This window comes from Actinoplanes sp. NBRC 101535, assembly GCF_030269225.1.
GTDB classification, from domain to species: Bacteria; Actinomycetota; Actinomycetes; order Mycobacteriales; family Micromonosporaceae; genus Actinoplanes; species Actinoplanes rectilineatus.
In genome coordinates, this window is sequence record NZ_BSSY01000006.1 from 67118 (window position 1) to 89646 (window position 22529).

Annotated in this window: 21 protein-coding genes and 1 pseudogene; 17 read left to right on the forward strand and 5 right to left on the reverse strand. The window is 70.9% G+C overall.

The features are described 5' to 3' along the window. Positions 1 to 4 precede the first annotated feature (4 nt). The gene (locus tag QSK32_RS18070; protein ID WP_045740134.1) at positions 5 to 688 is read left to right on the forward strand and encodes a response regulator; all 684 of its coding nucleotides are present in this window, start codon (positions 5 to 7) and stop codon (positions 686 to 688) included. Between the two features lie 125 nt (positions 689 to 813). Continuing rightward, positions 814 to 1182: a hypothetical protein gene (locus QSK32_RS18075; RefSeq protein ID WP_285472594.1), complete on the forward strand. Its 369-nt coding sequence runs from the start codon at positions 814 to 816 to the stop codon at positions 1180 to 1182. Here QSK32_RS18075 and QSK32_RS18080 read toward each other — a convergent pair. Continuing rightward, entirely contained in the window at positions 1169 to 1987 is an 819-nt protein-coding gene (locus tag QSK32_RS18080; RefSeq protein WP_285472595.1) for a DUF3109 family protein, read from the reverse strand. The genes QSK32_RS18075 and QSK32_RS18080 overlap by 14 nt on opposite strands. Before the next feature lie 85 nt (positions 1988 to 2072). On the opposite strand from QSK32_RS18080, the gene QSK32_RS18085 reads away from it, so the two are divergent. Next, entirely contained in the window at positions 2073 to 2885 is an 813-nt protein-coding gene (locus QSK32_RS18085; RefSeq protein ID WP_045740131.1) for a sugar phosphate isomerase/epimerase family protein, read from the forward strand. A gap of 54 nt (positions 2886 to 2939) precedes the next feature. On the opposite strand, the gene QSK32_RS18090 is transcribed toward QSK32_RS18085, so the two are convergent. Continuing rightward, positions 2940 to 3479, reverse strand: coding sequence for a CGNR zinc finger domain-containing protein (locus QSK32_RS18090; protein ID WP_045740130.1), 540 nt, complete (start codon positions 3477 to 3479; stop codon positions 2940 to 2942). Between the two features lie 112 nt (positions 3480 to 3591). Between QSK32_RS18090 and QSK32_RS18095 the strand changes: the two genes are divergently transcribed. The 5 genes from QSK32_RS18095 (at position 3592) to QSK32_RS18115 (ending at position 7342) form a co-directional block, all read left to right on the forward strand. Continuing rightward, positions 3592 to 4512 (forward strand): proline dehydrogenase family protein, encoded by a 921-nt coding sequence (locus tag QSK32_RS18095; protein WP_285472596.1) that lies wholly within the window; start codon positions 3592 to 3594, stop codon positions 4510 to 4512. Positions 4513 to 4699: 187 nt separating this feature from the next. Further along, positions 4700 to 4912: a helix-turn-helix domain-containing protein gene (locus QSK32_RS18100; protein WP_045740128.1), complete on the forward strand. Its 213-nt coding sequence runs from the start codon at positions 4700 to 4702 to the stop codon at positions 4910 to 4912. 190 nt (positions 4913 to 5102) lie between these two features. Continuing rightward, entirely contained in the window at positions 5103 to 5204 is a 102-nt protein-coding gene (locus QSK32_RS18105; RefSeq protein ID WP_007465623.1) for a 30S ribosomal protein bS22, read from the forward strand. Positions 5205 to 5282: 78 nt separating this feature from the next. Continuing rightward, positions 5283 to 6362, forward strand: a complete 1080-nt coding sequence (locus tag QSK32_RS18110) for an NAD-dependent epimerase/dehydratase family protein (protein ID WP_045740127.1) — start codon at positions 5283 to 5285, stop codon at positions 6360 to 6362. After that, positions 6359 to 7342, forward strand: coding sequence for a lysophospholipid acyltransferase family protein (locus tag QSK32_RS18115; protein WP_083448753.1), 984 nt, complete (start codon positions 6359 to 6361; stop codon positions 7340 to 7342). The genes QSK32_RS18110 and QSK32_RS18115 overlap by 4 nt, the downstream gene beginning before the upstream one ends. A 592-nt stretch (positions 7343 to 7934) precedes the next feature. On the opposite strand, the pseudogene QSK32_RS18120 reads toward QSK32_RS18115, so the two are convergent. Both QSK32_RS18120 and QSK32_RS18125 read right to left on the reverse strand, forming a co-directional pair. Next, positions 7935 to 8807 (reverse strand): annotated as a pseudogene (locus tag QSK32_RS18120) (DUF5667 domain-containing protein); the annotation flags it as partial. Positions 8808 to 8970: 163 nt separating this feature from the next. Continuing rightward, entirely contained in the window at positions 8971 to 9831 is an 861-nt protein-coding gene (locus tag QSK32_RS18125; RefSeq protein ID WP_425394611.1) for a sigma-70 family RNA polymerase sigma factor, read from the reverse strand. Between the two features lie 398 nt (positions 9832 to 10229). Here QSK32_RS18125 and QSK32_RS18130 point away from each other — a divergent pair, with 398 nt between their 5' ends. The 9 genes from QSK32_RS18130 (at position 10230) to QSK32_RS18170 (ending at position 19700) form a co-directional block, all read left to right on the forward strand. Then, on the forward strand, positions 10230 to 11744 hold the full coding sequence (locus tag QSK32_RS18130) for a class I adenylate-forming enzyme family protein (RefSeq protein WP_502872541.1): 1515 nt from the start codon (positions 10230 to 10232) through the stop codon (positions 11742 to 11744). Beyond that, positions 11745 to 11993: a glutaredoxin family protein gene (locus QSK32_RS18135; protein WP_045740124.1), complete on the forward strand. Its 249-nt coding sequence runs from the start codon at positions 11745 to 11747 to the stop codon at positions 11991 to 11993. A gap of 11 nt (positions 11994 to 12004) precedes the next feature. Continuing rightward, positions 12005 to 12646: an HAD family hydrolase gene (locus QSK32_RS18140; protein WP_045740123.1), complete on the forward strand. Its 642-nt coding sequence runs from the start codon at positions 12005 to 12007 to the stop codon at positions 12644 to 12646. 233 nt (positions 12647 to 12879) lie between these two features. Further along, on the forward strand, positions 12880 to 13620 hold the full coding sequence (locus QSK32_RS18145) for a redox-sensing transcriptional repressor Rex (RefSeq protein ID WP_045740122.1): 741 nt from the start codon (positions 12880 to 12882) through the stop codon (positions 13618 to 13620). Continuing rightward, positions 13617 to 14930 carry a glutamyl-tRNA reductase gene (locus QSK32_RS18150; RefSeq protein WP_285472597.1) on the forward strand — a complete coding sequence of 438 codons (1314 nt, stop codon included), beginning with the start codon at positions 13617 to 13619 and terminating at the stop codon, positions 14928 to 14930. Before QSK32_RS18145 ends, QSK32_RS18150 begins: the two co-directional genes overlap by 4 nt. After that, entirely contained in the window at positions 14927 to 15856 is a 930-nt protein-coding gene (gene hemC, locus QSK32_RS18155; RefSeq protein WP_045740120.1) for a hydroxymethylbilane synthase, read from the forward strand. The genes QSK32_RS18150 and hemC overlap by 4 nt, the downstream gene beginning before the upstream one ends. Beyond that, complete coding sequence (locus QSK32_RS18160; RefSeq protein ID WP_045740119.1) at positions 15853 to 17439, forward strand: bifunctional uroporphyrinogen-III C-methyltransferase/uroporphyrinogen-III synthase; 1587 nt, start codon at positions 15853 to 15855, stop codon at positions 17437 to 17439. Before hemC ends, QSK32_RS18160 begins: the two co-directional genes overlap by 4 nt. A gap of 58 nt (positions 17440 to 17497) precedes the next feature. Continuing rightward, positions 17498 to 18478 carry a porphobilinogen synthase gene (gene hemB, locus QSK32_RS18165; protein WP_045740224.1) on the forward strand — a complete coding sequence of 327 codons (981 nt, stop codon included), beginning with the start codon at positions 17498 to 17500 and terminating at the stop codon, positions 18476 to 18478. 205 nt (positions 18479 to 18683) lie between these two features. Next, positions 18684 to 19700, forward strand: a complete 1017-nt coding sequence (locus QSK32_RS18170; protein ID WP_045740118.1) for a potassium channel family protein — start codon at positions 18684 to 18686, stop codon at positions 19698 to 19700. Positions 19701 to 19745: 45 nt separating this feature from the next. On the opposite strand, the gene QSK32_RS18175 is transcribed toward QSK32_RS18170, so the two are convergent. Next, complete coding sequence (locus QSK32_RS18175; protein WP_285472735.1) at positions 19746 to 22397, reverse strand: adenylate/guanylate cyclase domain-containing protein; 2652 nt, start codon at positions 22395 to 22397, stop codon at positions 19746 to 19748. Positions 22398 to 22529: the final 132 nt, after the last annotated feature.

The window sequence follows — 22529 nt, forward strand, 5'->3', positions numbered from 1 at the left end:
TTCATTGGCCCGCGTGCTCGTGGTCGAGGACGAGGAGTCGTTCTCCGACGCCCTGTCGTACATGCTGCGTAAAGAAGGATTCGAGGTATCGGTCGCTGCGACCGGCACGTCGGCACTCACGCAGTTCGACCGGACCGGTGCCGACATCGTGCTGCTCGACCTCATGCTGCCGGAGATGTCCGGCACCGAGGTGTGCCGCCAGCTACGGCAGCGCTCCGCCGTCCCGATCATCATGGTCACCGCCCGCGACAGCGAGATCGACAAGGTGGTGGGCCTGGAGATCGGGGCCGACGACTACGTCACCAAGCCGTACTCGCCCCGGGAACTCGTCGCCCGCATCCGTGCCGTCCTGCGCCGCCAGGGCACCGAGGCTGCCGAGGTCACCACGCCGACGCTCGCCGCCGGCCCGGTCCGGATGGACGTGGAACGGCACGTCGTGACGGTCGACGGGTCCGGCGTCCAGCTGCCGCTGAAGGAGTTCGAGCTGCTCGAACTGCTGCTGCGCAACGCCGGCCGGGTCCTCACCCGCGGCCAGCTGATCGACCGCGTCTGGGGAGCCGACTACGTCGGTGACACGAAGACCCTGGACGTCCACGTGAAGCGCCTGCGCTCCAAGGTCGAGCCCGAACCGTCCGCGCCGCGCTACATCGTCACCGTTCGTGGGCTTGGGTACAAGTTCGAGCCCTGACATTTTATGACATTTACGGTATTGAGCAGGCTCGCACCTCGGTGCGGGCCTGCTGTGTGTCGGCTTCGGAGCGGGCGCTCGGCGGGTCTTTTGTGGACGCCCGCTACGTTTGCCGGGTGTTGTCGATGAGGGTGTCCGCTGCGGGTCTGTTGCTGGTGATGTTCGCCCTGACCGGGTGCACCGAGGCCATGGAGGAGAAGGCGGCGCCGGTGCCGAGTGGCGACGCCGCCGGGGTGGAGGAGCCGGCGGCCGATCTGTCGACCGCCGCGGTGCCGTCGGCGGAGCTGTGCGCGTTCCTGGAGTCGGAGGTGCTGCCGGTGAGCCGGCAGCCGGGGGCGACGGCGCAGGTGGTGATCGCGATCTCGGCGTTCTACACCGAGCGGGACGCGGTCGTGGACGCCGAGATGCTGGAGGCGCAGAGCCGGCAGGAGTGCCCGGAGGTGCGGTCGGAGATCCTGCGCGCCCTGGACGCCGACTCTTTCACGAACCTCTGAGGGTGCGCCGTGGGGCGCGCCGGGGCTGTTCGGCGGCGGCGGTGGCCGGGTGGATCGCGATCAGGCCGGATTTCAGCCGGGCCGCGCAGAGCTCGGCGAGTCTCGTGTACGCCGCGACGCCCACCAGTTCGGTCAGTTCCGGGGCGTAGGTGACGTACATCGGGTCGGCTCCCACGTGTGCCTCCGGTGACGACGTGCACCACCAGGCGAGGTCGTGGCCGCCCGCTCCCCAGCCGCGCCGGTCGAACTCGGCGAGCGTGGAGAGCAGGATCTTCGTGCCGTCGGGGCGGGTGACCCAGTCCTGTTCGCGGCGGACCGGGAGCTGCCAGCACACGTCGGGTTTGTACTTGAGCGGGTGGACGCCGTCGCGCAGTGCCTGGGCGTGCAGGGCGCAGCCGCCCCCGCCGGGGAAGCCCGCGTCGTTGAGGAAGACGCAGGGCCCGTCCTCGGACCGGGTAGCGGTCCGGCGGGCCGGTTTGGTGCCGTCGACGCTGTCCATCTCGGTGTAGTTCTTGAAGCCGCGGCGGTAGTGCTGCCAGGTCTGCGGGGTGAGCTTGGCGGCGGCGGACCGGACCCGGTTCTCGTCGTCGGAGTCGGTGAAGAAGGCGCCGTGCGAGCAGCAGCCGTCCTGGGCGCGACCGGGGACGATGCCGTGGCAGGCGGATCCGAAGACGCAGGTCCAGCGGGAGAGCAGCCAGGTCAGGTCGGCGCGGATCAGGTGCTGTTCGTCGTCGGGGTCGAGGAACTCGATCCATTCCCGAGGGAAGTCGAGGGCGACCTCCGGGGTGGGTTGCTTGCCGCTCATCGGCCTGAGCCTACGCGGTCTGGTGGATCATGACCGTTTAGAGCTGATATATCCCAGCGGGAGCGGCGCGGCTACGCTTGGCGGTGTGAGTTCCCGCGTACCCGTGCTTCTCTCCAGCTCTTCGGTCTTCCCGGAGCCGACGGCGGCGGCGTTCGAGATGGCGGCCACGGTCGGCTATGACGGTCTCGAGGTCATGGTGTGGACCGACGCCGTCAGCCAGGACGCCGGGGCCCTGCGAGGGCTGTCCGATCATTACGGTGTGCCGGTGTTGTCGGTGCACGCCCCCTGCCTGCTGGTGACCCAGCGGGTGTGGAGCTCCGATCCGTGGGAGCGGCTCTATAAGGCCGCCCAGCTGGCCGAGACGCTCGGCGCGCCGACGGTGGTGGTGCACCCGCCGTTCAGCTGGCAGCGCGACTACGCCCGCAACTTCGCCGAGGGTCTGGCGAAAGTGCAGGGGCGGCACCCGCACCTGACCTTCGCGGTGGAGAACATGTTCCCGGTGAAGATGGCCGGACGCTGGTTCGTGCCGTACACGCCGGGCTGGGATCCCACGGAGACGGGCTTCGACGCGTACACGCTGGATCTGTCGCACTGCGCGGCGTCGCGCATCGACGCCCTGGAGATGGCCGACCGGATGGGTGCCGGCCTCAAGCACGTGCACCTGGGTGACGGCACCGGCGAGGGCCGGGACGAGCACCTGGTGCCGGGGCGCGGCAACCAGCCGTGTGCCGAGCTGCTGCAGTCGCTGGCGGGCCGGGGCTTCACCGGGTCGGTGGCGCTGGAGGTCGCCACGCGTAAGGCCGCGAGCCGTGAGGTCCGTGAGGCCGATCTGCGTGAGTCGCTGGAGTTCGCCCGTAAACACCTGACCCCGGCGGAGACGGCGATCACCCAGGGCTGAGCCCGTCGCGGCGCGACGGGGCGATGGACGACGCGAGGGCCGGCGCGGCGGCGATCAGGCGGGAGCGAGCGCGGTGGCCGCCCGCTTACGGGCCCGGTGCGCGGCGACGTGCGACCGGGTGGCGCAGCGTTCGCTGCAGAACCGCCGGCAGTTGTTCGACGACGTGTCGAGGTAGACATTGCCGCAGCGTTCGTCGGCGCAGATGCCGAAACGGGCGCTGCCGTACTCGCAGAGCCACACGGACAGTCCCCAGACCGCCCCGGCCAGGAATTCGGCGCTGACCGTCGAGCCGCGGCTGGTGACGTGCATGTGCCAGTCGCCGGCGTCGTGCCCGGAGATGCGCGGCTGGACCGGGTTGGCGTCCAGCAGACCGTTGAGTTCGTGGACCGCCTCGGCGTCCCGGCCGGAGGTGCCGAGCTCGAACACCTCGCGGAGCCGGCGTTGGGCGCGGCGGAAGGCGGCGAGGTCCTTCTCGACGACCTCGTCGCGCATGTAGGCCTGTTCGTCGGAGAACAGGGCACGCAAACCGGCGAGATCGTCCAGGCCGGCGTTGACGAGGTCGACCGCCGTCCGGGCGTACGCATCGAAGTTCACCCGACAACGGTAGCCGCACCCGGCTCGCTGGGACACGTATGTGGTGCCCGGGACGTGCGAATCCTGTGCCGCAGCCGGGTTCGGTGACAGGTCCGGGCGATACGCTCGGCCCATGCTCCGATCCCTCTTTCGCGCCGCTGCCGGGTCCTCCCGGCTTGAGCGGCTGGTCGAGTCCGCGCCGGTCAGCAAGGATGTCGTGCGGCGCTTCATCGCCGGCCGCAGTGCCGAGGAGGCGCTGGTGGCGAGCCGGGCGCTGGTCGACGACGGCCTGGTCGTCAGCCTCGATCTGCTGGGTGAGGACACCCGCACGATCGAGCAGGCGGTGACGGCCCGCGACGACTATCTGGGCACGCTGGGCCGGGTGCGGGACGCGGGTCTGTCGTCGGTGGTCGAGGTGAGCGTCAAACTCTCGGCTCTGGGGCAGAGGATCGACGAGAAGCTGGCGTACGAGCACGCGCGCGCGATCTGTGCCGCGGCCGAGGAGGCCGGCACCGCGGTGACTTTGGACGCCGAGGAGCACGGTTCGACGGACGCGACCCTGGAGACGTTGCTGGAACTGCGTAAGGACTTCCCGGCGACCGGCGCGGTGCTGCAGGCCTATCTGCGCCGTACCGAGGGGGACTGCCGGGAGTTGTCGGCGGCGGGTTCCCGGGTGCGGTTGTGCAAGGGCTCCTATGCCGAGCCGGAGTCGGTGGCGTTCCAGTCGTCGCTGGACGTGGACAAGTCGTTCGTGCGTTGCCTGAACATCCTGATGTCGGGGGAGGGCTACCCGATGGTGGCGACCCACGACGCCCGGCTGATCGCGATCGCCGAGGACCGGGCCCGTTGGTTCGACCGGTCGACCGGGGAGTTCGAGTTCCAGCTGATGTACGGGGTGCGCCCGGAGGAGCAGACGCGGCTGGCCGCGGGCGGCAACACGGTGCGGGTCTACCTGCCGTACGGCGAGCACTGGTATGCGTACCTGGTTCGCCGGCTGGCCGACCGTCCGGCGAATGTGGGCTTCGCGGCCCGGGCGATGACCTCCAAAAAGTAACCCAATCGGGCGAAAGGGCCACAGATCCGGCGTGTCGGCCTTGACTTTTTGTGGGCATTTCACGGAACGTATCGCGTTGGTCACAGCTGTATCGATACCGTTCTGATGACACGCACGTCGTCGCCGCGGCGCCGGAAACCCTCCATCCCGCGGCGGTTCGTGGCTGGGAAAGGAACGGTGCGACGCGATGACGGGTCCAGCCCCGACCGAGGAACGACTCTCCGAGGTCCGGTTCCTGACGGTTGCCGAGGTGGCCGCGCTCATGCGGGTCTCCAAGATGACCGTCTACCGGCTCGTGCACGGCGGTGACCTCACCGCTGTACGGGTCGGACGTTCGTTCCGGGTGCCCGAGCATGCGGTACACGAGTATCTGCGCGGAGCGTTCTCGCAAACCGCCTGAGGGCGCCCGCGGCGGGGTCGTGTTGGTACGCCACGACCGGGCCGGTACGCTGGTCCAGTTGGCTCCTGGATTCATGTGTGCCGTCCCCGTCCTCGGACGAGTGGCGCCGCTTCCGGGTGCCGTCCAGTTCGGTTCCGGCCGCGCCTTCGGGTGCCCGGTTCCTTCCGACATGGTTTCGAGAGGCTTTCGTATGGGCTCCGTGGTCAAGAAGCGCCGCAAGCGTATGGCGAAGAAGAAGCACCGCAAGCTGCTGCGCAAGACCCGCGTCCAGCGTCGCCGTCTCGGCAAGTGACGGCAGGCCGGACGCCTCGTCCGGCCTGAGGATCGCAACGTTCGACCGGACGGTCGCAAGGCATCGAAAGGTGCACCCGTGGTGACCTCACCGCCCAGCGTCGTCGTGGTCACCGGAGTGAGCCGTTTCCTCGGCGCTCGGGTGGCTGCACGGCTGGCTGCCGATCCTCGCATCGACCGTGTCGTCGGTCTGGATCCGCATGACCCCCCACCGGGCCTTCTCGGCCTGCTGGACGGGGTGGAACGGATCCGGGCCGACGCGCGTGCGGCGACCGAGGCCATCGCCGAGCTCGGTGCCGAAGCGGTCGTGCACATGGCTGTCACCAGCGTGCCCGATGTGCGGCACGGTGGCCGGGCGGCGATGAAGGAACAGAACGTCATCGGCACGATGCAGGTGCTCGCGGCCGCCCAGGGTGCGCCGCGTCTGCGCAAGCTGGTGGTGCGTTCCTCCACCGCGGCCTACGGCGCCTCGTTCCGCGATCCCGCCGTCTTCACCGAGGACACCGAGCCGCGCGCTGTGCCGCGTGGCCCGTTCGCCCGGGACATCCTCGACATCGAGGGTTACGTCCGCGGGTTCCGTCGTCGTCGACCCGAGGTCGCGGCGACCGTGCTGCGGTTCGCACCGATGATCAGCTCGACCGCGACGACGTCGCTGACCCGCTACTTCGTGCAGCCCGTCGTGCCCACCGTGGTGGGCCGTGACGCCCGGCTGCAGTTCGTGCACGTCGACGACGCGCTCGAGGTGCTGCACCGGTCGGTGACCGAGGACCACCCGGGCACCTTCAACGTGGCCGGCTCCGGGGTGCTGATGCTCTCCCAGGCGGTGCGCCGGTCCGGCCGGATCGCCCTGCCGCTTCCGGAGTCCGCCCTCTCCACCGGTGCCGCCCTGCTGCGCCACCTGGGTGTCGAGCAGATCGGCCTGGACCAGATCGACCTGTTCGTGCACGGCCGGGTGGTGGACACCCGCCGGCTGGTCGAGGAGTTCGGTTTCACGCCGCGGACCACCACCGCGGCCTTCGAGGAGTTCATCCAGGCGCACGCCGACGGCTCCACGCTCAGCGCGGACCGGCTGGTCGCCGCCGAACGGGCCATCCTGGACGGGATCCGGAAGGTGCGCGCGGCCGCAGAGACCTCCCCGGCGGGACAGGACGCATCGTGAGTCAGGACGAGTTCCGCCGCGACATGCTGCCCGGCCACGCCGATTTCACGCTTCCGGGACCGGCTCCGGCGCAGCGCGTCAACGGCCGCCGCCCGATCCCGGAGAAACCCGAGGCGCCGCCGGTCGCCGCCGAGGACCCGGACGTCTGGGACCGGCGTGTCGCCCGCGGCCTGTCCTTCATCCGGCGCCGGCTGGCCGGCAACTACCGGGTGGACGACTTCGGGTTCGACCCGGAGCTGACCGACACGGTCTTCCACCCCATGCTCAAGATCCTCTATCGGGACTGGTTCCGCACCGAGGTGTTCGGTGTGGAGCACCTGCCGCTCGAGGGCGGCGGCCTGGTCGTCGGCAACCACTCCGGCACGATCGCGCTGGACGCCCTGATGCTCACCGTCGCCCTGCGCGACAAGCACCCGGGCAACCGGCATCTGCGGCTGCTCGGCGCCGACCTGGTCTTCCGGCTGCCGCTGCTCAGCGAACTGGCCCGGGCGGCCGGCGCGACCGTGGCCTGCAACCCGGACGCGGAACGCCTGATGACCGAGAACCAGCTGGTCGGCGTCTTCCCCGAGGGCTTCAAGGGGATCGGCAAGAAGTTCTCCGAGCGCTACAAGCTGCAGCGCTTCGGCCGGGGCGGGTTCGTCTCGGCGGCGCTGCGCACCGGCACCCCGATCGTGCCGGTGGCCATCGTCGGCGCCGAGGAGATCTATCCGATCCTCGCCGACCTGAAGCCGCTGGCCCGTCTGCTCGGCATCCCCTACTTCCCGGTGACCCCGACCTTCCCGCACTTCGGTCCGCTGGGCCTGGTGCCGCTGCCGAGCAAGTGGCTGATCCAGTTCTGCCCGCCGATTCCGACCGCGCATCTGACCGAGTTCGCCGACGACCCGCTGGTCGTCTACAACCTCGCCGATCAGGTCCGCGAGACGATCCAGGCGAGCCTGCACGAGCTGTTGGAGAAGCGGCCGGATCCGTTCGGTCCCTAACGGATCGACGCAACTTGCTCGGGTCGCCCGGATCGACCGTCCTATAGTGACGATTGAGGGGCGGCCCCGTAGTCGAATACGACTACGGCACCGCCCCTCGCCATGCTGTGGACCGGGAAACCGTGCCGGGAACCGGAACCAGGCCGAGGACCGGAACCAGGCCGAGGACCGGAACCAGGCCGAGACCAAGAGCCGGGCTGAGAACCAGCAGCCAGGCTGAGAACCAGAACCCGGAAGCCGGGCCCCGGACCTAGAACAGGTCGTCGAGCAGCCCGCCCAGCACCCCGCCGTTGCTCTTCTCGGCCGGTTCCTCGTACGCCGGAGGCGTGGTCGGAACCGTCGTCGCCGTCGGCGGCACCGTGGTCACGGTCGCCTTGCCGGTGGTCGGGCGCACGTCCGGGCGGTCCGTGTCCGTCCCGGTGCCGACCGTCCCGTCGGTGTCGTCCGGTGTCGTCACGTCACCGGAGGCGTCCGGATCCGCGCCGGCCCCGGTGCGTACCGGCTTCGGCGTGGGGCTCTTGCCCTCGGTGGCCGGACGCTGCTGCGTCTTGCCGGTGCCCGAGGAACCCTTCGCCGAGCCGGAACCGGTCGCCGGGCCGCCGGCACAGTCGTGCAGTTTCGGGCCGAGCTGATCGGAACCGTTCGACTCGGGCTTGTCGCAGCTCAGGCCGATCCGCAGTGCCTCGGTCCGCTCGCCGACCTGCTCCAGCAGTTCGAGGGAGGTGACCGCCCGTTCCCGGTTGACCGGGGCGAGCCGTTCCAGGGCCGGGCCGAACGCCTTGCGCTGGTTGTCGACGAAACCGTCGAGCGTGATCAGCGGTTTGACGTCCCGGTGCGCCACGGACGACGTGGTCAGCAGGCGTACGCCCTTGCGGGTGTCCGCGTCCATGTCGTCGAGCACCCCGGTGAACTGCGGGGCGTCACCGGCCATGGCCAGCGCCTCGGTCAGCCGGGTCCGGGCGAAGTCGAGTGAGAGCTGACCCCGGGTCACGTCGGAGCCGGCGATCGCCAGCTGGGCACGTTCGGTGGAGCGCTTGACGCCGTAGAGGGCGTCGCCCGGGGACGCGCTCTCGCTTGCCGCGGAGATCCCGGAGACGGCCATCGCGCCGGCGGCCACGCCGATCACGATCGCTCCCCGGGCCCGGATCCGCCGGCCGAACAGCGGTCGGCGGGCGCCGGTGGTGAAGTCGGCGCTCGGATCCGGATCGAGCACGGCGGTCTGGCCGATGCCCTCCCGTTCGGCGGCCGCGACCAGCATGGACCGCAGGCCGACGCGGAACTCCGCATCGACCGAGGCCCCGGGCCGGGTCGCGGTGAGGCGGTTGCCGATGGCGACCAGCCGGTCGAGCTCCTCGTCGGCTGGGCCACGGGTGTGGTGCCGGCGGGCGCCGTGGGCGTCGTCGATCAGTTCCGCGAAGCGCTCGGCGCGCCGCGAGCTCGGAAAGGCGAACTTCACCGTGGGCACCTCCCCTCGCTCGTGAATGTCTCGCCGGCCAGCGGGCCGGTGTCGGCGACAGAGCGGTACGGGACGGCCCGTCGCATCCGGACAAACGCGCGACACGCGGCCCCGGTTACGGGTGCCGGAGGGTGCCATCGGGTATCGGAGATCGACATCCGAGAGCCCCGGATCAAGACTGGAACCCTTCCGGTAGGAGCCGGTTGAGCGCCCGGACCGCCCGGTACTGCAGGGCTTTGATCGCACCTTCGTTCTTGCCCATGGTCTGGGCGGTCTCGGCGACCGAGAATCCCTGCAGGAATCGCAGCACGATGCACTCCTGCTGTTCCGGGTTGAGCTGCTTGACCGCGGTGAGCAGGGCGACGTTGGTGATGTGGTCGACGACCGCCGATTCCGGGCTGCCCTCCGGCCCGCGGTCCTCACGGTCGGCGTCGAGCACGTCGCCGGTGGTGACCTCGAGGCGGTACCGGCCGGACTTGAAGTGGTCGGCGACCAGGTTGCGGGCGATGGTCACCAGCCAGGCGCCCAGGTCGCGGCCCTGCCAGGTGAAGCTGCCGATGCGCTTGAGCGCCCGCAGGAAGGTGTCCGAGGTGAGGTCCTCGGCGAGCTGCCGGTTGCCTACCCGGAAGTAGACGAACCGGAAGACCGTGTCGACGTACCGGTCGTAGATCAGGCCGAACGCCTCGGAGTCGCCGCCCTGGGCCCGTTCGACCAGCGCCCACACCTCGGCGGCCGCGTCGGACGGGTCGGGGCGTGCCGGGTGTTTGGGCGGTGCCGACTCGGTGGGTGGCCCGGTGGTGCTCTGCGTCGGCAGGACCACGGTGTGGTCGCCGGCGGCTGCGGTCTCCGGCTCGCCCACGTTCGAGCGCTGGCCCGCGGTGGGCTGAGCCGGGGTGCGGGGGCCGCTGCCCCGGCCCCCGCCGAACTTGCCGTTGCCACTGCTGTTGGGCGAGGCGACGGCGGGTGGAGCGTTGGGTGGCCGGCGGCTGCCGGCCTGTTTGGGGCTGTCTCCGCGGATGGTGTTCACGATCATTCCGTCGAAGGACTCACGCAGGCCGTTCAGGCTCTCCGGGAGTGCGAGCCGTCGTTGGTACGGGTCTCCCGCGTACGCATGAGTCACTTCGCCTCCTCAACCCGGCGGGCCTCCAACGACCGCGAATCCGTCCCGCCAGACGTGGATTCACTGAAATTCGGTGCGGCATGTGGCACAGCGGCCTCCTCGGGATGAGGGTGGTCACTCACAACAAAAGGGGTGGGGCAACCCGCTGAATCGCCGGTTGACCTCACCCTTTGGTGTGGATTCTGTTACGCAGACCGGAAGTATCACCGACTTTGGACACGTTGAGTCGCACACCGTGTGCGCTCCGAGTAAAGCCGCGTAAGTGACCAAAAGAGGCGCGCGGATCCTCCCGTCACCCTCACCGAGACCGCATGGTCGCGATCGGACGCCCTGTCCGGCGTCCCGGCCGGGTGTGCTCTGTGCCAGACTCGGGCCTCGTGGAGGAAGTGGAGGAACCCGCCCGCGATCCCGTCGCCGAGGCCGCCGCCCGTCGTCCCGGCCAGACCGCGCTGATCAGCGATGATGCCGTCGTGACCTGGTCCGAGCTGGACGCGATGGTCACCGCCGCGGCGCACTGGACAGCGGCGCGCACCGATCCCGGTGACCGGGTCGCCATCGTGCTCGGTAACTCGGTGACGTTCGCTGCGGTCTATTTCGGTGTGTTGCGCGCCGGCCGTGTCGCGGTGCCGGTCAACCCCGGCTACACGGCCGACGAGCGCGGGCACATCCTCACCGACTCGGGTGCGGCACTCGTTGTCGGACCTGATCAGAATCCGACGGCTCACGGCGTACCCGGAGAAATGCCGGTGGTTCGCGGCGGAGATCTCGCGGTCCTGTTCTACACCTCGGGCACGAGCGGGCGCCCGAAGGGCGCGATGCTCACCCACGCCGCGCTCGCCGCCAACCACGACCAGCTCGACCGGATCGACCCACCGGTGATCGGCCCGGACGACGTGGTGCTGCTGGCGGTGCCCTTCTTCCACGCCTACGGGCTGAACACCGGCCTCGGCTCGGTGGCCCGGCACGCGGCGACCGGCGTGCTCGCCGAACGCTTCGACGCGGCCGCCTCGCTGGAACTGGTCGCCCGGCACGGGGTGACCGTCACGGTCGGCGTCCCGGGGATGTACCAGGCCTGGACCCAGTCACCGGAATCGGACACGGCGGCGCTGCGCGGCGTGCGCACCGCGGTCTGCGGCGCGGCTCCGCTGCCGGCCGGGGTCGCGGCGCGGTTCCGGCAGCGGACCGGCCGGCCGATCCTGATCGGGTACGGCCTGACCGAGACCGCCCCGGTGCTGACCACGACCGCGGTCAGCGACCGGGACAAGAGCGACTCGATCGGCCGACCGCTGCCCGGTGTCGAGCTGATCCTGCGGGCCGGCGGCGGCACCGTGTTGTGGCGGGACGGCACCGCCGCGATCGAGGAGGACGTGGCGGGCTCGGCCGGCACCGACCCGGGCGAGATCGTGGTCCGCGGCCCGAACCTGTTCTCCGGGTACTGGCCGGACGGCCGGGACGGTCCCGGCCCGGACGGCTGGTGGGCGACAGGCGACATCGCGTACGCCGACGCCGACGGCGACCTGGTGCTGGTCGACCGGATCGGCGAGCTGATCCTGGTGCACGGTTTCAACGTCTACCCGGCCGAGATCGAGCGTGTCCTCGACGCGCATCCGGGGGTGGCCGCGTCGGCCGTGGTCGGCGTCCCTGATCCGCGGACCGGTCAGCGGCCGTACGCCTACGTGGTGCCCGCGGGTGATCCGCCGCCCGGCGTGGCCGAGTTGCAGGCGCACTGTGCGGCCCGGCTGGCCCGGTTCAAGCTGCCCGGCGTGGAGCTGGTGGCCGAGCTGCCGCGGTCGCCGATCGGAAAAGTTCGCAAGAGGGAGCTCTGAATGTCCCGTCTCACCCTGATCAGTCGTGTCGGCTGTCACCTGTGCGAGGTGGCCGAGCAGACGCTGGACCGGATCGCCCCGGGCCAGTACACCAAGATCGACGTGGACTCGTCGGTCGAGCTGGAGCGCGACTACGGCGACCGGGTCCCGGTGCTGCTGCTCGACGGCAAGGAGCACGGCTACTGGCGGATCGAGGAGGAGCGGCTGCTGCGGGATTTGGCTCGACAACCGGGTGAACCCCGGCTGTAGGTTGGCTCCCCGTGACGTCTAAGCACCTGGTCTGGGACTGGAACGGGACCCTCCTCGACGATCTTCACCTGGTGGTCTCCGCGACCAACCAGGCCTTCACCTCGGTCGGCGGGCGGCTCGTCGACGCCGACGAGCACCGGCGGGCCTTCCGTCGCCCGGTGGCCGACTTCTACGCCGAGATGCTCGGCCGCGCGGTCGAGCAGGACGAGTTCGGCCGGTTGGACACGATCTTCCACGAGGCGTACCGGCTGGGCCTGACCGACATCGTGCTGGCCGCCGACGCCATGGAGGCGATCCGCAGCTGGCCGGGCAGCCAGTCGCTGCTGTCCATGTGGTTCCACGAGGAGTTGGTCCCGGCCGTCGAGACGTACGGTCTGACCGGTGTCTTCACCCGGATCGACGGGCTGCGGGCCGAACTGGGCGGCGGTCTGAAGGCCGGGCACCTGGCGCGGCACCTGAGCGAGCTCGGTGTGCCCGGCGACCGGGTGGTGCTGATCGGTGACTCCATCGACGACGCCGAGGCTGCCGAGTCGGTCGGCGGAACGGCGGTTCTCTACACGGGCGGGTTCACCGACCCCACCCGGCTGCGTAATTCGGGCCGTCCGGTCGCCGACACGCTGGTGGACGCGGTAAAGATGGCCATGTCACTCTGAGTCAGGTGGCCCTGGCGGCCTCGGAGCGGTAATACTCGACGAGGTCGGCTCGACTAACACAGTCGGGTCGATCTTGTCCAATTGTCCCGACAAGATCGCGATTTGTGCACGCCTTCACAAGCGCCTACTCTGTGACTCCGACGAGCCCCGCTACCACAGCCGCCCCACGAGGCTTCCACCGGTATCGCACAGACAGGGCTCACCGCAGGTCCGCCTCGTCGGCACGGAGTCAGATGAGTCAGCAGCGTCACGGAAGCACGCCCGGCGAAGCCGGTGGCGTCCCGGCTTTCCCGGATCTGCCGGAGGCGACCATCGCGCGGCTGCCCGAATATCTGCGCGCCCTTCACCACCTGGCCGAGACCGGGGCCGAGACCGTCTCCAGCGAGGGCCTCGCGGCCGCCGCCGGGGTCAACTCGGCGAAGCTCCGCAAGGATCTCTCGCACCTCGGTTCCTACGGCACCCGCGGCGTCGGCTACGACGTCGCCCTGCTCGTCGCCCAGATCGAGTTCATCCTCGGCCTGGACGAGAACAGGGCCGTCTGCCTGGTCGGCGTCGGCAACCTCGGGCACGCCCTGGCCGGTTACGCCGGGTTCGCCAGCCGCGGGTTCCGGGTCGTCGCGCTCTTCGACGCCGACCCGAACAAGGTCGGCGAGCAGATCAACGGGCTGAACGTGCAGCACATCGACGACCTGCGGCGGGTCGCCGCCGAGGAGTCGATCACGATCGGCGTGATAGCGACTCCACCGGGCACCGCCCAGATGGTCGCCGACGCCCTGGTCGCGGCCGGTGTGACCAGCATCCTGAACTTCGCGCCCGGCGTGCTGTCGGTGCCCGCGAACGTCGACGTCCGTAAGGTGGATCTCGCCATCGAGCTGCAGATCCTCTCGTTCCATGAGCACCGCAAGGCGTCTCTGACATCGCTACCCGGTGGCCGGTCCGCCGCGGCGGACAACCAGGAGGCGGTCGGTTCGTGAACCTGCTCAGCATCGGTGCCTCGTACCGCACCGCAGACGTGGCCGTCCTGGAACGGCTGACCATTCCCGAACCCGACGTGGCGGGACTGCTGCAGCGACTGCTCGCCCAGCCCTACGTGGGGGAGGCCGTCGTCGTCTCCACCTGCAACCGGGTGGAGATCTACGCGGCGGTCAGCGGGTTCCACGGCGGGCTCGGCGACATCTGCAACGTGCTCTCCGACCACTCCGGCATCCCCGCCGCCGACCTGGCCGCCCACCTCTACGTGCACTACGGCGAGGCGGCCGTGCGCCACTCGTTCCGGGTGTCGTCCGGCCTCGACTCGATGGTCGTCGGTGAGGCGCAGATCCTCGGGCAGCTGCGCGACGCGTACCACGTGGCCACCGAGGTCGACTCGGCCGGCCGGCTGCTGCACGAGCTGATGCAGCAGACCCTGCGTGTCGGCAAGCGGGCGCACGCCGAGACCGGCATCGACAAGGCCGGGCAGAGCGTCGTCACCGCCGCCCTGGACGTCGCCGCCGACCACCTCGGCGGCGACCTGACCGGACGTCCCGCGCTGGTCATCGGCGCGGGCGCGATGGGCTCGCTGTCGGTGGCGACCCTGACCCGGACCGGCGTCGGCCCGCTGCGCATCACCAACCGCAGCCTGGAGCGCGCCGACCGGCTCGCCGAGGCGTACGGCGCGACCGCCTTCCCGATCGACGAGCTGGTCCAGGCGCTCGGCGAGGTGGACATCGTGGTCAGCGCGACCGCCTCCACCGAGCCGGTGCTGACCCGTGAGCGCCTGACCGCCGCGCTGGCCGCCCGCACCTCCACCGACCCGCTCGTCGTGCTCGACCTGGCGGTGCCGCGCGACGTCGCGCCGGGCGCCGCCGACCTGCCCGGACTCGTCGTCGTCGACATCGACAGCCTGGCCACCAGCCGGCGTGCCCTGCCGGCGGCCGCGGAGACCGCCGCCGTCGAGCAGATCGTCGCCGGTGAGGTGGACAACTTCCTCGGCTGGCTGCGCGGTGCTGAGATCGCGCCCACAGTGGCGGCCCTCCGGACCCGTGCCGATGAGGTCGTCTCTGCCGAGATGCGCAAGTTGATCTCCCGGCGTCCGGAATTCACCGAGGAGCAGCGGGGCGACGTTTCCCGTACCCTGCACCGGGTCGTCCAGCAGCTGCTGCACTCGCCGACCGTGCGGGTCCGGCAGCTGGCCGCCGAACCCGGCGGCGACCAGTACGCGGCCCTGCTCCGTGAACTGTTCGACCTGGACGTGCCGTTGGCCACCCAGGCGGACGCCGTGCCCGAGATCGGAGGCAAAGCATGACCCGCCCGCTGCGTCTCGGCACCCGTGCCAGTGCCCTCGCGCTCACCCAGTCCCAGATGGTCGCCGACGCGCTGACCGCCGCCACCGGCCGTCCGGTCGAACTGGTGCGCATCGTCACCAAGGGCGACCGCTCCTCGGCGCCGGTCGCCCAGCTCGGGGTCGGCGTGTTCGTCTCCGCCCTGCGTGACGCCCTGGTGTCCCAGGAGATCGACTTCGCGGTGCACTCCTACAAGGACCTGCCCTCGGCGGGACATCCGGGGCTGTACATCGCCGCGATCCCGCGCCGTGAGGACCCGCGTGACGCCCTGATCGCCCGGGACGGTTTGACGCTCACCGAGCTCCCGCCCGGCGCCCGGATCGGGACCGGAGCGGTGCGCCGTATCGCGCAATTGCATGCCTTGGGCCTAGAGTTGCAGGTCACGCCGATTCGGGGGAACGTCGACACGCGGATCGCACGGGTGCTCGGCCCCGAGGCCGACCTCGATGCGGTCGTCCTCGCCCGAGCCGGAGTGGCCCGCCTCGGCCGATCCACCGAGATCACCGAGACGATCGACCCGATGCTCATGCTTCCCGCACCCGCTCAGGGCGCGCTGGCGGTGGAGTGCCGGGCCGACGACGCCGACCTGGTCGAGCTGCTGGCCGCACTCGACCATGCACCGACCCGCGCCGCGGTCCACGCGGAGCGGTCGATGCTCGCCACGCTGGAGGCCGGGTGCAACGCGCCGGTCGCGGCATACGCCGAGGTTGCCGAGGGCGACAACGGTGACGAGATTTACCTGCGCGGTGCGGTGATCAGCCCGGATGGGGTTCGAGCCATCCGGCTGTCGCGTACCGGAACGCCCGCCGGCGCGGCGGAGATCGGCAAGGCCCTTGCCATCGATCTCCTCGACGCCGGAGCCGATACCCTGATGGGGAGCACAGAATGACCACCCGCACCGCCCGTAAGCCAGCCGGACGCATCGCGTTCATCGGCGCCGGACCCGGCGACCCGGAGCTGCTGACCCGCCGCGCATATGCGGCGCTGACCGATGCCGACCAGGTGGTCTACGACCGCGGCGTGCCCGAATCCCTGCTCAGCGCGATCCGCTCCGACGCCAAGGCGGACGCCCAGTTCAGCCCGGCCGAGGGCGCGCCCGGCGATGTCGCCAAGGTGCTGCTCTCCGCCGCCAAGTCCGGCCTCTCCGCCGTGCACCTGGTGTCCGGTGACCCGTTCGGCCACGAGTCGGTGGTCAAGGAGGTGCAGGCGGTCGCGCGGACCGCGGTGCACTTCGAGGTCATCCCGGGCATCGGCCAGGCCGAGGGCGTCGCCGCCTACGCGGGTGTGCCGCTGCCCGGCGTGCGCATCTCCGCCGACGTGGACGACGTCACGAACCTGGACTTCGACGCGCTCGCCACGGCCGCCCAGAAGGGGTCGTTCGCGGTCGCCGTGGACGCCGGCGACCTGGCCGCCGTCCGTGACGGCCTGATGGCCGCGGGCGTCGAGCCGGGTGTCCCGGTCGCGGTGACCGGCGACGGCACCGGCGAGACGCAGTACACCACCACCTCGACCGTGGACAGCTTCGTCGCCGCGGCACTCGGCTTCACCGGCCGTGTCGTGCTCACCGTCGGTTCGGACGTCGCCGAGCGCGACAACCTGAGCTGGTGGGAGAACCGCCCGCTGTACGGCTGGAAGGTCCTCGTCCCGCGGACCAAGGAGCAGGCCGGCGCGATGAGCGCCCGGCTGCGTGCCTACGGCGCCATCCCGTGTGAGGTGCCGACCATCGCGGTCGAGCCGCCGCGGACCCCGGCGCAGATGGAACGCGCGGTCAAGGGCCTCGTCGACGGCCGCTACGCCTGGGTGATCTTCACCTCGGTGAACGCGGTCCGCGCGGTCTGGGAGAAGTTCGGCGAGCACGGTCTGGACGCCCGGCACTTCGGTGGCGTCAAGATCGCCTGTATCGGTGAGGCCACCGCCGAGGCGGTCCGCGCCTTCGGCATCCAGCCCGAGCTGATCCCGGCCGGTGAGCAGTCCAGCGACGGTCTGCTGGCCGAGTTCTCGCCGCACGACGAGATCCTCGACCCGGTCGGCCGGGTGCTGCTGCCGCGCGCCGACATCGCGACCGAGACCCTGGCGGCCGGCCTCATCGAGCGTGGCTGGGAGGTGGACGACGTCACGGCGTACCGGACGGTCCGTGCCGCCCCGCCGCCCGCCGAGATCCGCGACGCGATCAAGTCGGGCGGGTTCGACGCGGTGCTCTTCACCTCGTCCTCCACGGTCCGCAACCTGGTCGGCATCGCCGGCAAGCCGCACGCCCGTACGGTCGTCGCGGTGATCGGTCCGAAGACGGCGGAGACCGCGGTCGAGTTCGGCCTGCGGGTCGACTCCCAGCCGCAGAACGCCTCGGTGCCCGACCTGGTCGAGGCACTCGCCGAATACGCCCTGGAGCTGCGCGAGAAGCTGGCCGCGATGCCGGCCAAGCAGCGCCGCGGCTCGAAGGTGCAGGGGCCGACGGCTCTCCGCTTCCGCTGATGATCCTCTGAAACGCGCCGGCAGGAATGCCGGCGCGTTTCTCGTTGAAGGAGTGTCGATGTCCTTCCCCGACATCCGCCCGCGCCGCCTCCGGCGCACCCCCGCGATCCGCCGCCTCGTCGCGGAGACCCGCCTCGACCCGGCCGAGCTGGTCCTGCCGTTCTTCGTCCGCGAGGGCATCAGCGAGCCGCGACCGATCAGCTCGATGCCCGGCGTCGTCCAGCACACCCGTGAGTCGCTGCTCAAGGCCGCCCACGAGGCGGTCGAGGCCGGCGTCGGCGGCCTGATGCTCTACGGCGTGCCGGACCCGGCCGCCAAGGACGAGACCGGTTCGGCCGGTCTCGACCCGGACGGCATCCTCAACGCGGGCATCCGTGACCTCAAGGCCGAGCTGGGCGACAGCACGGTCATCATGAGCGACCTCTGCCTGGACGAGTTCACCTCGCACGGCCACTGCGGTGTGCTGGCCGCGGACGGTTCCGTCGACAACGACGCGACCCTGAAGCTCTATGCCGAGATGGCGGTCGTGCAGGCCGAGGCGGGCGCCCACATGGTCGGCGCCTCCGGGATGATGGACGGTCAGATCGGGGTGGCCCGCAAAGCCCTCGACGCGGCCGGCCACCAGGACGTCTCGATCCTGGCGTACTCCGCGAAGTACGCGGGCGCCTTCTACGGCCCGTTCCGCGAGGCCGTCGGTTCGGCGCTGCAGGGCGACCGCCGCCAGTACCAGCAGGACCCGCCGAACGTCCACGAGGCCCTGCGTGAGGTCGACCTCGACGTGGCCGAGGGTGCCGACATCGTGATGGTCAAACCGGCTCTGCCGTACCTGGACATCATCGCCGCGGTCCGTGAGCGCGTGAACGTGCCGGTCGCCGCCTATCAGGTCTCCGGCGAATACGCGATGATCGAGGCGGCCGCGGCCAACGGCTGGATCGACCGCGAGCGCGCCATCCTCGAGTCGCTGACGTCGATCAAGCGGGCCGGCGCCCAGATCACGCTCACCTACTGGGCCACCGAAGTAGCCAAGATCCTTTCTTAGGGTACGCGTGACCCGACGCTGATCCGGTCCACCCGCGACCGCGCCGCCCTGTTCCCGGTCGTAGCGCGGTCGCCGGACCGGATCACCGGGTCGCGGGCGCGTCGCGTACCCGATGCCCTGCCGAAGGCCGTCGAAGGGCGATGTGTCGTCCTCTGCGTGTGATCTCCACGGTGACCGTTATGGTGTTGGGCGTGCAGGCAGTTCCATGATTCACCTTCCCCTGGTCCGGCAGGGACCGCTCAAGGCGCTCGCGGCGCGGCTGGCGATGGCCTGCGCCCTCGTCCTGGCGACGGTCAGCATCATCTACGCCGACCGGGCCGGTTACCGGGACGTCAACGAGGACGGCCTGACACTCCTCGACTGCTTCTACTACGCGGTCGTCACCCTCTCCACCACCGGCTACGGCGACATCACCCCGGTGACACCGAGCGCCCGCCTGGTGAACGTCCTGCTGATCACCCCGGCTCGGGTGCTCTTCCTGATCATCCTGGTCGGCACCACGCTGGAGGTGCTGACCGACCAGTACCGCAAAGGCCTGCGGGTCAGCCGGTGGAGGCGAAAGTTGAAGGACCACGTCATCATCTGCGGCTACGGCACCAAGGGCCGGGCCGCGGTCGCCGCACTGCTGGAGACGGGCTACGACAAGTCGCGCATCGTCATCGTGGAGAACCGCGAGGCGGGCATCCGGCAGGCCACCGCCGGCGGATTCGTGGTGATCGAGGGCGACGCCACCCGGTCGGCGGTGCTCAACGAGGCGGACGTCAAGAACTGCAAGTCCGTGATCATCGCGACCGACCGGGACGAGGCGTCGGTGCTGATCACGCTGACCGTGCGGCAGCTGACCGCCGGCCAGGTGCGGATCATCGCGGCGGTCCGCGAACAGGAGAACGCCGCACTGCTCAAGCAGAGCGGCGCCCACCACGTGATCGTGTCGTCCTCCACGGCGGGCCGGCTGCTCGGCCTGACCACCACCGCCCCGCCACTGATCGACGTGGTGGAGGACCTGCTCACCCCGGGCCAGGGCATGGCGCTCGCGATGCGGTCGGCCGAGCGGGCCGAGGTGGGACGCAACCCGCGGGAACTGGTCACACTGGTGGTGGCGCTGATCCGCCGGGGCAAGGTGCTGCCGCTGGGTGGTGAGCACGCGGTCACCATCGAGACCGGTGACCTGCTGGTCTACATCCGCGACGAGGAGAGCGCTCCGGCCGGGGTGTCCGTCTAGCCTTTTCAGCGGGCTGTCCGGGTTCGCGGCCGGTCGTCCGGACTCTCAGCGGGCTATCTGGGCGAATCGGACCGCTCCGTCGGCGAGGTCCGGGTGGTCGACCGCCAGCGCCAGCGCCACGATCCGGTCGAACCCCAGGCCGGCGCCGTCGGCGTACGCCGCATCGAAGGCCATGTCCCCGAGGGCCGCCCGCAGGCACGTCTGCTGCGCCGACCAGAAACCACCGAACGTGTCGGTCCGCCGCGCCCCGCGCGCCGCCTCCGCCCCGCCGAACAGCACCGTAGCCGTCACCGGATCCCCGCCCAGCGCACACCGCACCGCGATGGCCGCGACCGCGTCCGCAGCCGCACCCCGGAACCCGTGCCGCAGCCGGGACCGCAACGCGACCACCAGATGATCGTGGGCGGCGATCAGATCACCACGGCGCAACGCAACCATGCCGAGTAGCCAGTCCACCGCGCGCCGCCCCCGATCCTGCGGATGCCCGGCCTCCAGCTGCCGGGCCGCGCCGAGCAGATCGGCCGCCTCCCGCAGGGCGTCCCGCCGCCAGAGCAACTCGGCCAGCGCCAGCACGGCCGGCAACGCGGCCGCCGCGACCCCGGCCCGCTCCGCCTGGGCTATCAGCTCCCGGCAGGTGAGCTCGTCGCCGGGCTCCCCGTCCGGCCGGACCCGCCGCGCCACCGCACAACGGATCAGCAGCTCGGGATCACCGGCCCGCCAGGCCGCCTGCTCCGCGCGGTCCAGGTGCCGTTCCCGTTCGGCCCGCTCCTCGGTCAGCCCGGCCTGCACCAGCAACGCCCCGGCCTGCTCGGCGGGCGTCACGTGCACGTCGGAGATCCGCTGGTGCAGCCGGGTGATCAGGGACCGGCCCTCGGTGACACCGTCGTGCTCCCGCCACCACGGGTCCAGCGCGCAGGCCAGGCGCAGACCGGCCCGGACCGCGCCACTGGACACCGCCCAGCGCAGGGCGGCCTGCCACTCGGCGACATACGGCCCCAACTCGGTCAGCGACACCGTGCGGACCTGGTCGTCGGTGTCCACCCCGGCCCGGTCGAGCGTGTCCAGCGACCAGGCCAGGTGCTGGTCGCGGACGGCCGGCTCGTCACCGGACTCGGCGAGCAGGCGCAGCGCATAGGCGCGGACCTGATCGGACATCCGGTACCGCGGACCGGGCACCACCTCGACCAGCGACTTCTCGGCCAACTCGGAGAGCGCGCCGAGCTCGTCCGACCCGCACCACTCCACCGTGGCGAGATCCACCGGGCCGGCGTACACCGCCAGGCGCCGCAGCAGCGCCGCCGCCCGCCGGCCCAGCGTGCGGTAGGACCAGGCGAGATTGTTGGTCAGACTGGCATGCCGGTCCTCCCGCAACGCCACGGTGTCGGCCGGATCCAGGTCGAGGGCGGCGAGCGGATCGTCGAGCCGCCGGGCCAACTGCTCGGCCGGCAACAGCCGCAGCCGGGCCGCGGCCAGCTCGATCGCCAGCGGCGAACCCTCCAACCGGGCGGCGAGCCGGGCCAGCTGCGACTCCCCATCGCCCGGACGCCCGCCCTGCGCGGCCGCGGCACGGTCCCGGAGCAGCGCGAACGCGTCCGCCGGAGCGAGCGACGGCAGACGCCAGACGGTCTCCCCGGGCAGGCCCATCGGCGCCCGGGCGGTGGCCAGAACATCCATCCGCCGGCACCGGCTGAGCAGCCGGTGCGCCAGCGTCGCGGTCAGCCCCGGCGCGGCGTCGCAGGTCTGCAACACCACCAGCATCCGCCGCTCGGCACACTGCTCGATCACGGTGTCGATCACCGGACGGCCCGGCTCCGGGCGTAGACCCAGAGCCGCGACCAGGGCGTGCGGCAGGCCTTTCGCCGCGGCGGCGGCATCGATCGTCCAGACACCACCGGGGTACGCGGGAAGCAGTTGCTCCGCCACCGCGTGGGCCAGCCGCGTCTTACCCGATCCGCCGGGACCCACCACGGTCACCAGACGGTGGTGACCGACCAGCTCGGCCAGTTCGGTCGTCTCGGCCCGCCGCCCGATGAACGGCGTGTGCTCGGCCGGCAGGTTGTGCCGGGGCGCCTCGGCGGTCCGCAACCGCGGGAAGTCGCGATCCAGGCCGGAGGCGACCACCTGGAAGATCCGCTCGTCGTCGTCGAAGCCCCGCAACCGGAACGCGCCGAGATCCTGCAGGTCCACACCGTCCAGGCCGGCGGCACGGGTCACGTATCCGGCGGTCACTGCCTGAGCGGTCGCCTCCGAACAGAGCACCTGCCCGCCATGGGCGGCCGCGGACACCCGGGCGGCCCGGTGGACCTCGGCGCTGGCGTACTCCCGGCCGACCGGCGTCGCATGCCCGGTGTGCAGACCCATGCGGACCCGGGGCATCGCATCGGGCTGCGGCCAGTCGTGCGCGGCAAGCCGGCGCTGCGCCTCGACGCATGCCGCGAGCGCGGCACCGGCATCCGCGAACGCCACGAAGAAGGAGTCACCCTCCGTTAAGAGTTCAACACCATCAAAGTCTGCCAACACAGCGCGTAGCACTGTTCTATGCGCACCGAGCACATCGCGGTAACCCTCACCGAGCATCCGGGCAAGGCGAGTCGAGCCCTCTATGTCGGTGAACATAAAGGTCACCAGACCGCTGGGTAGCTCGTTCCGTCCCGACACGGTGGACCCTCCGCCCCCTTCGTGGAAGTCGTGACTCATGCTGGCGTATCTCTGAGTCACCGCCCATCGTAGAAACGGACGGTAATCATCTGCCCGCCACGGCCGACCCCTTACGGAGGACAACTGATCGTCGGTATCGACGGTGACGTACGGGACTACGCGTCTCGTAAC